Here is a 14,851-nt window from a genome sequence, read left to right as displayed (position 1 = left end):
GCCAGGGTCTGCTAAGCTCAGACAAAGCCCACGTCCCGACCCATAGCCCGGCAATGATAGCAACCCTGTTCCAGATTCTCGGTGGCCTTGCCCTCTTCCTGCTGGCCATGGAAATGATGACCAACGGTCTCAAGAGCGCTGCGGGCCATCATCTTCGCCACCTGCTGGGGCACTGGACCAAGACCCCGTTGCGGGGCCTCGCGGCAGGTTTCCTGATTACCGGCCTGGTCCAGTCATCCGGCGCTGTCACCGTGGCCACGATTGGTTTTGTTAACGCAGGTCTGCTGAGCCTCAGCCAGTCCCTGGGGGTCATCTTTGGTTCCAATATCGGAACCACCATGACCGCCTGGCTTGTCAGCCTGGTGGGATTCGGTTTCAACATTGAAGCCATTGCGCTGCCCATTCTTGCCGCCGGGGTCGGCCTCAAGCTGATATCGGGCAATCCCCGCAGTCAGTCCCTCGGTGAAGCACTGGCCGGATTTGCACTGTTCTTTCTCGGGCTGTCTATCCTCAAGTCTTCTCTGGAATCGTTCACAGGAGGCATGGATAGCAGCATCCTGCTGCAAAACGAGTATGGCTTGCCGGCGTTCATGCTGATCGGCTTCCTGGCAACGGTCGTCACCCAGTCCTCAAGCGCCGCGCTGGCGATTGTCCTGACCGCAGCGGCCGGTGGCCTGATACCCCTGAACAATGCCGCGGCCGCCGTCATTGGTGCCAACCTGGGCTCCACCTCAACGGCTGCCCTGTCAGCCATCAAAGCAACCGCCAACGCCCGCCGACTTGCCATTGGCCATATCCTTTTCAACGCGGTGACCGGCGCCATCGCACTCCTCATTCTGCCGCTCATGCTCTGGACCGTTGCGCTGCTGGCAGACTGGTTACAGCTGGACGCCAACGTTGCGGTTTCCCTGGCGCTGTTCCATACCCTGTTCAATGTCCTCGGGGCCTTTGTCATGCTTCCCTTTACCCCCCATTTTGCGCGGTTTCTGGGGCGGCTGTTCCGCAGCAGGGAGGAAGACCTCGCCGAACCCCGGTTTCTGGACAACACCCTGGTGACCACACCGGAGCTTGCCGTCAGTGCGGTTGATCAGGAAATGAAACGCCTTATCGACCTCAACCGTGGCCTGTTGCGGGTATGCCTGGATCGTGAGGGCCTGAAGCCTGCGCAGATCGGACCAAAATCGGAAACCTGTCTGAGCCTCAACCAGTCGATTACTGACTACGTCTCGAAACTCCGTGCGGAGAAAATCCACCCGGCAACCGTTGACGCCCTGACCCGGACCATCCTGACCTGTCGCTATCTGGCAGAAGCCACCAACCTGGCCCCCGCCCTGTTACAGTTACGGGAATCCCGGAAGCTGCCACAGCTGGCCGGCCTCTCCGGCGAGCTTGAACAGTATGTGGATTTGCTGAGAGCGCTGGTGTCAGCGGACGAAACCGCGCCCGTCATCTTTAATGACACCGAGAAGACCTACCACATGCTCAAATCACGCATGCTCGCCATGATCGTCAAAGGGGACCTCTCCGCCATTGCCGGAGAGCGAACCCTTGACACCCTGAGTTCAGTACGGCGGCTCTGTGACCAGTGGCACAAGTCTCTGGCCTGGCGCCCCGCGACGGAGCTGCTTAACGGTGAGTCTCATGCACAAGGCGCTGAAAACCGGATATAACGATTGCGACCCCGGTGCTTGGCCTCGTACATGGCCTGGTCCGCCTGGCGAAGCAGCTGATCACCATCCAGATTTTCAGTTTGTGGGAACAGGGTATAGCCAATACTCGCTGATACCTCCACGCTGTGACAGGCAACCCAGACCGGTTCCGCTACCTGGTTCCGCAGCCGCGCCAGCAGGCTCTCCAGGGAAGCTTCCTGCTGAACATTGGTCACAATAGCCGCAAATTCATCACCCCCAAGCCGCGCCAGGGTGTCTTCCTCCCGGAGCACGGCCCGCATCCGGGCGGCCACTTCGATCAATAGCTGGTCACCCGCCTCATGGCCAAAGGCATCGTTAACCGGCTTGAACTCATCCAGGTCGATGTACACCACAGCCAGCTTGCTTCCCTGCCGGCGGGTCAGGGCCATGGCCTGCTGTAGCCGGTCCGAGAAAAGGACCCGGTTCGGCAGGCCGGTCAGGGCATCGTAATGAGCCATGATGGTAAGCTTCTGCTCCTGTTCCTTGAGCCGGCTGATATCGCTGAACATGCCGACAAAGTGGGAGACTTCACCATGGTCACCACAGACACTGCTGATGGTTACTGCCAGAACCCGCGGCTCGCCAACGAGATGTTTGCAGCGAAACTCCCCTGACCAAAAACCCTGGGCCCGGGCACTGGCAAACACACCGCTACCCTCCTCCACCGGTAACGGCGGCAAACGCCCGATGGCGCGGCTTTGGGGCCAGCCGGTAATTTCCAGATAGGCATCGTTGGCTTCAATCACCATACCGTGGCTGTCGGTAATAAAGATGGCTTCCCGGGAATGGTCGAACACGCTGGCGGCCAGTCGCTGCCGCTGCTCAGCCCGCTTCCGCCGGGTGATATCGTACAGTGAGCAAAGAATAACGGAACCGGCCCCTCCCTCCCCCTGGACCGGAGCCAACGTCATATCAACCCAGACCTCGGATTGGTCAGAGCGGCGCAACACCCACTCACACTGTTCCACCTGACCGCCCCTCACCCGGGACAGCCTCTGTTCCATTTTCTGCTGCGAAATCTGCCCGTCCGGTTGCGTCTCCGGCGAAAAGGCCTCAAGGCTCTTGCCAGACAGTGACGCGTTCGAGGTGTACTTGAGCAGGTCAACCGCCGCACGGTTGGTATTGACGAAAATACCGTTCTGAATCAGCAGCGCCGGCTGCGGCCAGTCCTGGATCAGCTGCTTCAATCGCTTCTGCTGAGCTGCCAGCTGGCGTTTGCTCTTGGCCAGCCACAGGGCGCTGCCAAACAGCAGAAGCACGAGAACGACAATGGTAAACGCCCAGGCCCGGTACTGGTTGAGGACATCGATCCAGGCTACCTGTGGCATCTGGTCGTAGGGCGGCACACGAAGTGTCCGGGCGAGGTACTCCACCGACTGGTAATCCGCCGGTGGGGAGAACCCTGTTATGCCTGCCGACACGGCGGCCCGGTCGTCCGGCTCAATGGCAAACAGAGCCGACGCAACCCGGCGGACGACACGCTCATTAACATGGGGCAAAGCCACCAGTGGCCACTCGGGATACAGGCGGGTGGACACAACATAGGGAAAACCGGCCAGGGCCTGCTGATTCAATACCTTCACCCGGGTGAACAGATCAGGGTCGGCCTCGGCCATTTCTTCAAGGATACTGGTGCGGATGAAGCCTACATCCGCATTTCCCGCGAGTACCGAGCGGACAACCCGGTCATGGGTGTCGACAAAGCGGACCCTGTTCGACCGACGAACATCAAAGCCGGCATCCAGAAGCTCGAGAGTCTGTGCCTGAAAACCGCCCAGGAAATGAACGCCTGGCGAGGCGATGCTCTTGCCGGGAAGGTCTTCAAGGCTCTGGATAGTCTCCCGCCCGGCAGCGGTAAAAATAACGCCGCCGAGACTGGACGTGGAATGATTCCCGGAACGCCGTACCAAAGTCGCAAGAACGCCGGTCAGGCTTCGCTCACTGCGGATCTGGAGAAAATGACTGGGGTTGGTGAGAAAAAAATCCAGCCTGTTGGCGGCGACCGCACGGCTCATGTCCGCCTGATCCAGTACTTCAAGCTCCACGTCCACTCCCGCCTCTTCAGAGAGATACTGAGCCAGGGGTTCGTACCGCTCGCGGATAATGTGATCGGGCCGATAGGCAAACACACCAAATGTCAGTGTTTCCCGGGCACTGGCAACCGTAGCGGTCACGCACTCAGTGATAAACAGCGCAACCAGCAGAAAAAAATATTGACGGGCGCTCAAGAACTCCTCCGGGGCAGGAAGGCCGTGTCACACAGGCGTTTTAACGGGGGCTGGTTGCTGATCATGCTCTCGCTGAGCATCAGGCGGGAACAGTGCACGAGCAACGGTTTCCACCCGGCCAAAGGCCGCGAGGTAGCGCTGGTTCGCCGACAGGTCCGGCAACATCACCGTTGCCAACGCATTGCGTACATCCACCGGATCGACGCCCTGTCGACTCGCAACCCGGTAAACCGCGTCGTGCTGGCTTCGGACCAGGTGCTGCAGGCCGGCAAAGTGAGCCCCCACCAGATCCCGCACCGCCTCGGGATTGGTGTCCGCGGTGGCCCGGGTGACCACCAGAACATCGAAAATGGTTTCCGGCATGTCACTGCTGTCGAAAAGCCGGACCACGCCAGCTCTCTGCAGGGCGGAGGCTGTGGGCTCGTAACAGACGGCGGCATCCACGTCTCCGCGGGCCCACGCCTGCGGATGCTGGCTGACGGGCAGATCGACTGTGACAATATCGTCCCGTGCAAGACCGGCAACCTCGAGAATTTTGAGCAACAGAATGCCGGAAACCCCGTTCACCTCGACCGCTATCCGTTGCCCCCGGAGATCCGCCAATCCGGTAATGGATGGGCGCACAACCAGCATATCCGCGCCGGCGGAAACATCCGCAACGGCAACGACCACCAGCTCCCGGCCCCGGGACAGGACCCGAATGGTTTCATCCAGGGTGAGCGCCGCTCCATCCAGTTCTCCGGACAGCAGACGGTCCACAGAGTCTTTCGAGGAGGTGCCGGATTTGAGGGTAACGGACTCCGGCAACCAGCCAAAATCGCGGGCCAGATAGAGCGGTTCGTAGCCAATCCAGGGGTGAATGCCAAAAGCCAGTGGTTGTTGCTGGCTGCACCCGGTCACCCCTGCCACGGCAAATCCGGAGGCTATCGATAAAGCAAGAAAGTCACGGCGTTGCATCAGGTTTCCGGGCAGAGTTAAGTCGATTAAATTTTGTCAATAAACGCGAGCTTACTGCGAGACAGTTTACCGGTACAACCGCAACGTGCCTTGCACCGGATCAATTTATCCCAGGGACAGAAACACCGCCATCAGCACCGGCGACAGAAAAGACAGCAAAAAGCCGGAAGCAATGGCAACCGGCACACAAGCCAGACCACCACTGCTGCGGATCACCGGCAGCGTGAAGTCCATGGCAGTAGCCCCGCCATAGCCGATGGCCATGGCGGGGCGTGTCGCGATCAGCAGGGGAATAATGGCAAGGGCGATGATTTCCCGCAGGACGTCGTTCAGAAACGCCACGCCGCCCCAGGCAGGGCCCAGGGCATCACCAATCACGATACCCGAGAGGGAATACCAACCAAAGCCGGACGCCATGGCCAGTACATCGTGCCAGGGCAAGGCCAGCCAGGGAATCAGTGCAACACCGGCCACCAGGGAACTCAGGGTCAGGGAGACGGCAATACCCAGGCCCTGACGGTTCATCAGCAGCTTGCGCAGCGACAGGCCGGCATTACGCAACTGAATACCGATGAGGAAGAGCAGCAGCATCAGGGCCCAGGTGGCCGCCTGCTCCGCCATTGGCATATCCGGCAACAGGTAATAACCGGCAAGCAGGCCAGCCATGACCGCCAGCAAGGGCTTGAGGCCGGCAAGAAACAAACGGCGATAGCCCGGGCTGACATCACCATCCGCGCGTTCAATCGTCATCGGTTGCCAGCGATGAAACAGCCACAGCCCGATCATGTTTGCCACCAGCAGAACAACCACAAGAATCAGAACCTGGACGGCCATGCCCCCAAGCTGGGCACCGAGTCCTTCCATCTGGCCAAGGCCCAGCCCCAGCAGCGCCAGGATGAAATAGATCAGCACTTCGACACCATAATGAATCACCGTCATCACATGACGGTTATCCAGTGCCAGGGCAAAGCCCAGAAAAAGCGGAGCCAGAATCAGCAGTGCGCCGGTAAGCATGGAATCCTCGGAACGTGTTGTATGGGTAGGGCAGTCTAGCCGATGGGTTCGTACTGGTCCGGATCAAAATGGAACTTGCCGGCACTGGCGTCGCGGTCGGTGCGGATGCTGCGGGCGAGGCGCTGGGCCATCACCGACCAGACCACATAATCACGGGGCTGGGGCTGATAATCCTGCCCCATCAAAGCACCGGCAACACTGCGCAGTACCGCCTCCGCCTGGGAAGTCGAGCGATAGGGGCCCTGGCACCGGTGTTTCTCGGGCTGGCCATCCACCGCACCGCTGAGCGCCACCAGCGCCCAGATGTCATCGCCGACCGGCTTGATGAAAAGCTCCACCCGGCGCTGATCGCGAATCATTACCAGCGCCCGCAAGGGGCCCCGGCCGTGGAAATAATGCAGTTTCACAGCGCAAATCCGGAAAATTCAGTGGAGTACATGGCCCGACCTGTCCTGTACCAGCACCCAGGGCGCGATAACCACGGCCCAGAGTTCAGTATTTTCCTGGTACCAGTGGCGGGCAAGGTCCGGTGCCACTTCTCCTACCTGACCGGCAGCCATCCACTGTTCAAAGCGGGCCGTGTTATCTGCCGCCAGCTCCGCCGCCACATCGAGCAAATCCAGCTCCGGGGACACCTTCACCACATGCCCACGGGCATAGTAAACCTGCAGGTCGTGCCAATTGATCCGGGAGGTTTCCAGATTCAGTTTTTTCTTGAGGTCGTCCGGGGAGTCTCGGAGAGTCATAGTCAAACCTTGGAAGTCCATATTTCACGTATCTGGTCCGCCAGAGTCATGGGGTCGAAGGGCTTTGGTATCACCTCAACAGCCCCCAGTTCTCTGTAGAACGCTATCTCTTCAGTTTGCACCTTGGCAGTCATGAATACCACCGGCCTGCCCTTTAGGGCAGGGAGCTGCTGCATGGCCCGGAAGGTGGATGGACCATCCATGCCCGGCATCATCACATCCAGCAGGATCAGGTCGGGTGCAAAATCGGGGCCGTCACGGAGCGCCTCCTGGCCAGAGCTGCAACTCTTGAGCGAGAATCCTCCTACGGTTTCCAGGGCCAGTTCGGCCACCGCCCTGATGTCGGCATCATCCTCCACATACAGAATTCGCTGCAGCTCCTCTGATTGCCTAACCATTGTGGCTCTCCATGTTGTGATCGTTCAGACCCAACCTGCGCAGCAGACGCAGACATTCTTCGCCCGGACTTTCTTCATCTGTCAGCATCGCGGACGCGCGCATAATCAGTTTTGACTCGCTGGTAGCATCACGGGGCAAAAAGTGAACGGCCCCGATCAATTCCCTTAACTGCAGGGGCAGATGCCACTGCACTTTGAGCCGGTTTCCGTAGCTCTGCGCCCATGTCTGCAATGCGCTCTCGAACTGGCCATCGTCGATCAGGCCTTTGCGATCCAGGTATTGCTGCATCACCTTGACCACCGCCAGCTCACCCACGCGGCTGAGCAGGGCCGCAGTGTAGGCCTCAGAGTGATTGGCCGCCACCCGCAGCGCAATTCGCTCCGCTTCGCTGGCCACCTTTTTGGACTTTTCAAGAAACCCTGCCGCTATTTCGGCAAGACGGGTGTCCTGCAACTGTCCGGACATATCAAGCGACAGCGCCATGGCATGCTGCAGCGCCCGGTCCACGCCCATGGTTGCAATCGCATCTTTGAGATTGCGCACCGGTTCGCCCGTTCTCTGAAGTGAAGCGCTGTTGGCCACATCGAGAAGCCGGGTTGTCAATGCCACTTCGCCGTTCCAGCGTTCCGCAAGTTGCGATACGGAGAGTTCGTGCCTCCGGTCAAACAGCTCAATAACCTTCACCACATCAACAGCGGCTGGAAGCTGGGTGACTGAACCCATTGAGGTTCGTAAAAATTCATCGAGCTCTGGCAGCGTTTCGCTCTGGAAGCTTGCGGGGTCAACCAATGCCGCCAGCTTCTGATGCAGCAACGACACGTCAAAGGGCTTGCTGATATAGCCACTGATCCGATAATGCGCAGCTTTGAGAACAGACTCCCGGTCCGATCGGCCGGAAATCATCACGATCGCCGGGTTTCCGTCACTTTGCCGGGCAGCCCTGACAACATCAAGACCAGACCCATCCGGCAGGTTCCAGTCAATGATCATCAGGTCGGCACCGTATTGCAACCAGTGCTCCAGAGCAGTTGTGACTGACGCCGTTACGAAAACCGTGACACCCGGATAGAGTCCACCCACCACCGTTTCTATCAGGTCGGCCAATAACACGTCGTCTTCAAGAATCAGTGCTTTCATAGGGCTGCGTCAAACCTGGTGAAAACAGTTACGCCATTGCGGCCTGCCGCCTTGCGCTCGTACAACGCCTGATCGGCAGCGTCCAGGGCGTCGCTACCCGAGGCAAATGCATCCAGAGCGGCAATCCCGGCACTGAGGGTGACGGAAAGATCCCCCTCAGGCGTGGCGAATGATATATCGGCAAACGCCTCGCAGATCTGGGTCAGCACCTCTTGTGCCTGATCCGTTGTACACTCCGGCAGGATGATGGCGAATTCCTCGCCCCCGTACCGACCTATCTGATCCGTTGAGCGCAGGCGATTTCTCAGCAGATTGGCAAGCGCCTTGATAACCACATCGCCCGTTCGGTGGCCGTGTTGATCATTCACCGCCTTGAAGTGATCAAGATCGACCATCGCCACCGAGGACACATGTGACATTCGCTGGCACCTTGCGTGCTCGTTTTCCACCTCCTGCTTGATCACCGAATGCTTAAGCAGGCCGGTGAGACTGTCCTTTATCAGCAGTTCGTTCAGCTGCCGCGCCCGGTAACAACGGATCTGCGCTGTGCGCACCAGGTAATCGTCAGAAACCGGTTTGGTCATGAACTCATCCGCCCCCTTGGCCAGGGCTTCGAGCTGAACATGTTTGTCCTGCTCGGACGAGAGGTAGACGATAGGCAGACTTACCCATTCCGGGTCAAAGCGGATCAGCTTCGCGACGGTGGTTCCCGAGTAGGCGCCCATGCGCACATCCAGCAGCATTATATCCGGGCGAAACTCGGACAGTTCGGAAAGGATTGTTTCCGGCTTACTGATTGCCCTGACACGAAAGCCGGCGTTTTCAAGAACGGTTCGGTAATGGGCGACCAGGTGCTCGTCATCATCCAGGATCAGTATCTTCCCGGACACCAGCTCATTCTGCTCATGAACCAGCCGCTCGATCCTCTCTGCCAGTTGCGGAGCATCAACAGGCTCCGGGAAAAATGCGTCGGCACCCGCCTCGGCCAGCGCATACCGGCTATTGAAATCGTCCTGGCGCCCGAGGCATAAAAGCGGAGGGCCTGGGGTACCGTCTGCGTGTTCGAGCGACCCCAGAACTTTCGACACCTCGGCGAGCCGGTCTTCACTGGTCACTACCGTTGTCATTCCCGGTTTTGTTTGCAACGACAGGGATTCAATCTCCATTGTCGATATCAGGAATCCGTAATTGGAAAGCGCGTGATCCAAGAAATCGGTCGCTTTTTCTGACAACCCACACAGAACAACGTGAATGTCCCGAGCAGGTTTATTGGTTTCGTCACCGGAACCCGCCCGGCGTTCTGGAGTCGCTCCCAACGATTCATCTGTTTCGTCAAGCAGCGAGCGCAGCCCTTCAACCCCAGCAATAATTTCAAGCAGCTGTTGCCTATTCTTTTCCCTACGACAAAGGTCATCGTCTGTCGTCAAGGCTCCGTGTTCTGCTAACGGTTTCAAGCGGTGTTCGAGCCGTCGGGCCTGATCACCCAATGCGGTATATCCAAAAGTACCGGCAGAACCGGCCAGCCGGTGCAATATTCCGTAGCTCAGTGCGATATCATCGGTTGTGTCAGGCCGCCTCTGCTTACCATGGGGCAGGCGCTCTGCAATGCTGATCAACTGCTCGAGTTCACCCGCAGCTCTCTGACGAAAAGTCAGGCGCAGGTGAGCGAGTTTATCTGCAACACCTGCCGGTGGATTGTTATCCATAAAAGGTCTGACACCTCAAACTTTTGCTGATATAACCGCGTTGCATGGTCTAATCTTCGCTCACCACGAACATTCTCCTACAAAACGCAACAGCGAGGAACTTCATTGCGCTCCGGTAAATCCCTTTCCCTTGGCAGCCGAGTGGCGCTGATTATCGTCATTGGCAGCCTGTTAACCGTTGCCGCCATTGTAACCACTGCTTACCAGGCCCTGGTCCAGGATTTCGAGGATTTGCTGACCCAGCGCCAGATACTTGAGGCCAAAAGAACGTCAGAGCAGGTCGACCAGAGGCTACAGCTTCGTCTGAATGCCCTGTCCGCCTTTGCAGCACAACTTGCCAGTACAGAGCAACTGCCCGATCCGGTCGATCTGGCGGCAGCTCTGGGACGACAGACCACGCTGCGTGACCTGCTACCGGCCGGCCTTCTGGCATTCGATGAGAAAGCCCGGGCAGTCGCCGAAAACATCTACGTTCCGGATCGCGTTGGCACCCAGTATCTGGACCGGCCCCACTTCCAGGAAGCACTACAAAGCCGGCGACCCGTGGTCAGCAAACCCATCATTGGACGAACCACGGGCAAACCCCTGCTGTCATTTCTGGCGCCGATCGAAACGGATGATAACGACTTGCTGGGCTTTGTTGGCGGAATCCTGGATCTAAGCGAAACCAGCCTGCTATCGGGGCACCGTCAATCAGATAGACAGCCCTCACAAAGCATTGAAAGAATAATCGATACGGCAAATTTTCTATACGTTGATTCCGGACAGGGCTCTCGGCGCCTCGAACCATTGCCGCCACCGGGTGCGGATCCCCTGACCGATGCCGCCCTGTCTGGCATTACCTTCGGTCAGGTTGAAGATCACCAGGGCCAGACCCTTATCTACGCCACCAACCATCTGCAGCGATTGGGGTGGGTGTTTGTCCGTGCCGTACCGTACGAGCAGGCAACCACACCTGCCAGGCAATCGTTTTTTCGCTTCTTCAGTATCAGTTTATTGATCACCCTGGGGCTGGCGATCCTGAGCTACCTCCTGGCCAGATCCACCATGTTACCGCTGGACCGGATGACTTCTCGCATTCAGCGAATGGCTGAACATCCGGACTCCGCGATGCGCCTGCGGGAAACCGGCCTTCCCGAGCTCAAAAGCCTGGCCGGTGCATTCAACAGACTGCTGGAGGAGCGGGATAATCTGGCAAGGCTCAAGGACAACTTCATGTCCTCTGTCAGTCACGAACTGAGGACGCCCCTCACATCCATGACCGGCGCCCTGAAATTACTGTCTTCCGGCACCACCGGCCCGCTCAACGACCAGAGTCAGGCAATGGCCAATCTTGCGCTGAGAAATGCCGACCGGTTGCAGCTGTTGATTTCCGACCTGCTGGATTTCAACAAACTCTCGGATGGAAGCCTCAAGGTCCATATCCAGAGCGAACCACTCCAACCCATTCTCGATGCTGCCATTGCAGATAACGCCACGATGGCAGCTGAGCATGGGGTGCGCCTGGAATCTGAAACGGGTGTCTCCGTGAACCTGCTTTGCGACAAGCACAGAATGCGGCAGGTCCTCGACAACTTCCTCAGTAATGCCATCAAGTATTCTCCCGAAGGCGGGACCGTCAGGGTAACCGCTGAACAACATTCCCCAGAGCGGGTCCGGGTTACCGTCAGCGATCAGGGGTCCGGGGTGCCGGATTCGTTTTCCAACAGCGTCTTCAAACGATTTTCGCAGGCAGAAACCGGTACCGCCCGATCAGTCAAAGGCACGGGGCTGGGACTCGCCATCAGCGATGAACTGGCAAAACTCATGCACGGTGGTGTTGGCTATTACAACAATCAGGGCGCGCATTTCTGGATTGAGGTGCCGGTATCTGGCAACACCGGTTCACCCGCATAGCTGCTTACGTGGCCGAGCCTATTCACCGTCCCGGGAATCACTGGCCGTTCGGGAATCCCGGTACCGGATCAGCAAGCAGTTATTGGCAGACTGACCAGGGACAAATACCTGGTCAGTCTCAGGCCGTCACGCAGACTTCAGCATTTCCCGCACCACATAGTGCAGGATACCACCATGGCGGTAGTATACGGCTTCATTGGCGGTGTCGATCCGTGATTTGAGTTCACAGGTCTCGGTGTTGCCATCCGGATAGGTTACCGTCATCTGCAGCTTCTGGCCCGGCTTGATATCGCCGGACAGACCCTCAATGCTGATGGTTTCTTCACCCGTCAACTTCAGGCTCTTGCGGTCCGCGCCGTCCTGGAACTGCAGCGGCATGACGCCCATACCAATCAGGTTGGAGCGGTGAATGCGCTCGTAGGACTCGGCAACCACCGCCTTCACACCCAGCAAGCGGGTGCCCTTGGCAGCCCAGTCGCGGCTGGAACCTGTGCCATACTCTTTACCAGCGATGACTACCAGCGGTGTACCCTCTTCCTGATACTTCATTGCCGCATCGTAGATCGGCATCTGTTCACCGGAAGGTATGTGTTTGGTGAAACCACCTTCAACACCATCCAGCATCTCGTTCTTGATACGAACGTTGGCGAAGGTACCGCGCATCATCACCTCGTGGTTACCCCGCCGGGAACCGTAGGAGTTGAAGTCTTTCGGGTCTACACCGTGCTCCTGCAGGTACTTACCGGCAGGGCTATCGGCCTTGAACGACCCGGCCGGGGAGATATGGTCGGTGGTGACAGAGTCCCCGAGCATGGCCAGAATGTTCGCATCCCTGATGTCATCAATGGCATCAGGCTCTTCCTTAAGGCCCTGGAAGAACGGTGGGTGCTGGATGTAGGTGGACTTGTCGGACCACTCGTAGACCTTGCTTTCCGGCACCTTGAGGGCCTTCCAGGTTTCGTCGCCGTCAAAAACTTCGGCATATTCCTTGTGGAACATGTCCGTTTTTACTTTCTCTACCGCCTCGGCGATTTCCTGCTGGCTTGGCCACAGGTCTTTCAGGTAAACCGGGTTGCCCTCTTTGTCTTCACCCAGGGGATCCTTGAAGAGGTCCAGGCGCACGTTCCCCGCCAGCGCATAGGCCACCACCAGTGGCGGCGACGCCAGCCAGTTGGTTTTCACCAGCGGATGCACCCGGCCCTCAAAGTTACGGTTACCGGAGAGTACCGAGGCGACGGTAAGATCCCCATCGTCGATGGCCTTTTCAACCGCCTCCGGCAACGGGCCGGAGTTACCGATACAGGTAGTGCAGCCGTAGCCCACCAGGTTGAATCCCAGCTTGTTCAGGTCATCCTGGAAGCCACCTACCTTCAGATAATCGGTCACCACCTTGGAGCCTGGCGCCAACGACGTCTTCACCCAGGGTTTGGTCTGCAGCCCTTTCGCCACGGCTTTCTGGGCAATGAGACCGGCAGCCATCATCACGCTGGGGTTGGAGGTGTTGGTACAGGAGGTGATGGCCGCAATCACCACGGCACCGGGATCCAGACGGCTTCTCTGGCCGTTCATCTCCAGCGGCTGGCTGGCGGCATGATGGTAGCTGTCCTGCACACCCACCGCGGTCTGCCCGCCTTCGGATTCCAGCTTGTCTTCGCGGGCGTCCACCGGGCCTTCAGCGGTTTCCATCAGCAGCTCGAATGATGCTTTCATGTTCTTCAGGGCTACCCGGTCCTGAGGACGCTTGGGGCCGGCCAGGCTGGCCTCTACATCGCCCATGTCCAGTTCCAGGTTATCGGTGTATACCGGCTCCTGGCCGGGTTGACGCCACAACCCCTGGGCCTTGGCATAGGCTTCGACCAGCTCCAGCTGCTCATCTTCGCGGCCGGTCAGCTTCATGTACTTGATGGTTTGCTCATCCACCGGGAAGAAGCCGCAGGTGGCACCGTACTCCGGCGCCATGTTGGCAATGGTGGCCCGGTCGGCAACGGGCATGTCCTTGAGACCATCACCGTAGAACTCGACGAATTTACCCACTACGCCTTTCTTGCGCAGCATTTCGGTGACCGTGAGTACCAGGTCAGTGGCAGTAATGCCTTCTTTAAGCTTGCCGGTGATCTTGAAGCCAACCACTTCCGGAATCAGCATGGAGACCGGCTGGCCGAGCATGGCGGCTTCCGCCTCAATGCCGCCCACACCCCAGCCCAGAATACCCAGGCCGTTGATCATGGTGGTGTGTGAATCCGTACCCACCAGGGTGTCCGGATAGGCGATGGTTTTTCCGTCCTGGTCCTTGCTCCAGACGGTTTTGCCCAGATATTCCAGATTCACCTGGTGGCAGATACCGGTACCCGGCGGCACCACGCGGAAGTTGTCAAAAGCCTGCTGGCCCCAGCGCAGGAACTCGTAACGCTCCTGGTTACGCTCCATCTCGATGGTAACGTTGTCTTTGAAGGCCGACGCATCGCCAAACTTGTCCACCATGACCGAATGGTCAATCACCAGGTCCACCGGCGACAGTGGATTGATCATCGCCGGGTCCTTGCCCGCGGCCTGCACCGCCTCACGCATGGCGGCCAGATCTACCACGCCCGGCACACCGGTAAAGTCCTGCATCAACACACGGGCAGGACGGAACTGGATCTCGGTGTCCGATTTGCGGTCTTTCATCCACGCGACCATGGCATCGATATGGCCCCGGTCCACGGTGGTATCATCCTCGTTGCGCAGCAGGTTCTCCAACAGCACTTTCAGGGAGAAGGGCAGCTTGTCGATGTTGCCCAGCGTATCCGCCGCCTTTGGCAGGCTGTAGTAATGGTAGGTCTTGCCGCCCGCATCCAGGCTGGAGAGGGTGTTGAGACTGTCTTTGCTAAGGCCAGGTTTTGACATGAGATGCCTCCTTTTTCATTATCCGAATAGTCCGGAAGGCTTCGTGGGAGCCCTTGCGTCAATGTACTCCTTTTGCCATGAAATACATTAACGCAAAAATCCCACCGACAGGCGCCACCTATAACTATTGCACTGTTTGACGAGACTTCAACCACAGACCCGTGAATGTTGGACATTAATGGCATGAATGG

At 58.4% G+C, this 14,851-nt stretch carries 11 protein-coding genes; 2 read left to right on the top strand and 9 right to left on the bottom strand.

Annotated elements, in window-relative coordinates; all coding sequences use genetic code 11:
- The first annotated feature begins 53 nt into the window (after nt 1-53).
- Entirely contained in the window at nt 54-1,670 is a 1,617-nt protein-coding gene (locus DIT71_RS00450; RefSeq protein WP_114611236.1) for a Na/Pi cotransporter family protein, read from the top strand.
- Here the strand turns inward: DIT71_RS00450 and DIT71_RS00445 are convergent.
- The 8 genes from DIT71_RS00445 to DIT71_RS00410 all read right to left on the bottom strand — a co-directional run bounded on the left by DIT71_RS00445 (nt 1,640) and on the right by DIT71_RS00410 (nt 9,878).
- Nucleotides 1,640-3,919 carry a diguanylate cyclase domain-containing protein gene (locus DIT71_RS00445; protein ID WP_114611235.1) on the bottom strand — a complete coding sequence of 760 codons (2,280 nt, stop codon included), beginning with the start codon at nt 3,917-3,919 and terminating at the stop codon, nt 1,640-1,642. The genes DIT71_RS00450 and DIT71_RS00445 overlap by 31 nt on opposite strands.
- A gap of 27 nt (nt 3,920-3,946) precedes the next feature.
- Nucleotides 3,947-4,876, bottom strand: coding sequence for an ABC transporter substrate-binding protein (locus DIT71_RS00440; RefSeq protein WP_227537888.1), 930 nt, complete (start codon nt 4,874-4,876; stop codon nt 3,947-3,949).
- A gap of 105 nt (nt 4,877-4,981) precedes the next feature.
- Nucleotides 4,982-5,890: a lysine exporter LysO family protein gene (locus tag DIT71_RS00435; RefSeq protein WP_114611234.1), complete on the bottom strand. Its 909-nt coding sequence runs from the start codon at nt 5,888-5,890 to the stop codon at nt 4,982-4,984.
- Nucleotides 5,891-5,925: 35 nt separating this feature from the next.
- Nucleotides 5,926-6,297 (bottom strand): PA4575 family protein, encoded by a 372-nt coding sequence (locus DIT71_RS00430; protein ID WP_114611233.1) that lies wholly within the window; start codon nt 6,295-6,297, stop codon nt 5,926-5,928.
- A gap of 18 nt (nt 6,298-6,315) precedes the next feature.
- Nucleotides 6,316-6,636 carry a DUF2288 domain-containing protein gene (locus DIT71_RS00425; protein WP_114611232.1) on the bottom strand — a complete coding sequence of 107 codons (321 nt, stop codon included), beginning with the start codon at nt 6,634-6,636 and terminating at the stop codon, nt 6,316-6,318.
- Nucleotides 6,637-6,638: 2 nt separating this feature from the next.
- The gene (locus DIT71_RS00420; RefSeq protein WP_114611231.1) at nt 6,639-7,034 is read right to left on the bottom strand and encodes a response regulator; all 396 of its coding nucleotides are present in this window, start codon (nt 7,032-7,034) and stop codon (nt 6,639-6,641) included.
- Complete coding sequence (locus tag DIT71_RS00415) at nt 7,027-8,172, bottom strand: HDOD domain-containing protein (RefSeq protein ID WP_114611230.1); 1,146 nt, start codon at nt 8,170-8,172, stop codon at nt 7,027-7,029. Before DIT71_RS00415 ends, DIT71_RS00420 begins: the two co-directional genes overlap by 8 nt.
- Nucleotides 8,169-9,878, bottom strand: a complete 1,710-nt coding sequence (locus tag DIT71_RS00410; RefSeq protein WP_114611229.1) for a diguanylate cyclase — start codon at nt 9,876-9,878, stop codon at nt 8,169-8,171. The genes DIT71_RS00415 and DIT71_RS00410 overlap by 4 nt, the downstream gene beginning before the upstream one ends.
- Before the next feature lie 105 nt (nt 9,879-9,983).
- On the opposite strand from DIT71_RS00410, the gene DIT71_RS00405 reads away from it, so the two are divergent.
- Nucleotides 9,984-11,774 carry a sensor histidine kinase gene (locus DIT71_RS00405; protein WP_227537887.1) on the top strand — a complete coding sequence of 597 codons (1,791 nt, stop codon included), beginning with the start codon at nt 9,984-9,986 and terminating at the stop codon, nt 11,772-11,774.
- A 126-nt stretch (nt 11,775-11,900) separates the two neighbouring features.
- On the opposite strand, the gene acnA is transcribed toward DIT71_RS00405, so the two are convergent.
- Nucleotides 11,901-14,660: an aconitate hydratase AcnA gene (gene acnA, locus DIT71_RS00400; protein ID WP_114611228.1), complete on the bottom strand. Its 2,760-nt coding sequence runs from the start codon at nt 14,658-14,660 to the stop codon at nt 11,901-11,903.
- Nucleotides 14,661-14,851: the final 191 nt, after the last annotated feature.

The organism is Marinobacter vulgaris (genome assembly GCF_003344045.1).
Taxonomy (GTDB): Bacteria; Pseudomonadota; Gammaproteobacteria; order Pseudomonadales; family Oleiphilaceae; genus Marinobacter; species Marinobacter vulgaris.
Note: the sequence above shows the minus strand (reverse complement) of the source record. Positions and strands in the feature narration are given on the sequence as shown.

Excerpts from the sequence above, each read along its gene's own strand:
- DIT71_RS00420 (WP_114611231.1), bottom strand. The coding sequence starts at position 7,034 with ATGGTTAGGCAATCAGAGGAGCTGCAGCGAATTCTGTATGTGGAGGAT.
- DIT71_RS00435 (WP_114611234.1), bottom strand. The coding sequence starts at position 5,890 with ATGCTTACCGGCGCACTGCTGATTCTGGCTCCGCTTTTTCTGGGCTTT.
- DIT71_RS00415 (WP_114611230.1), bottom strand. The coding sequence starts at position 8,172 with ATGAAAGCACTGATTCTTGAAGACGACGTGTTATTGGCCGACCTGATA.
- DIT71_RS00410 (WP_114611229.1), bottom strand. The coding sequence starts at position 9,878 with ATGGATAACAATCCACCGGCAGGTGTTGCAGATAAACTCGCTCACCTG.
- DIT71_RS00440 (WP_227537888.1), bottom strand. The coding sequence starts at position 4,876 with ATGCAACGCCGTGACTTTCTTGCTTTATCGATAGCCTCCGGATTTGCC.
- DIT71_RS00425 (WP_114611232.1), bottom strand. The coding sequence starts at position 6,636 with ATGACTCTCCGAGACTCCCCGGACGACCTCAAGAAAAAACTGAATCTG.
- acnA (WP_114611228.1), bottom strand. The coding sequence starts at position 14,660 with ATGTCAAAACCTGGCCTTAGCAAAGACAGTCTCAACACCCTCTCCAGC.
- DIT71_RS00450 (WP_114611236.1), top strand. The coding sequence starts at position 54 with ATGATAGCAACCCTGTTCCAGATTCTCGGTGGCCTTGCCCTCTTCCTG.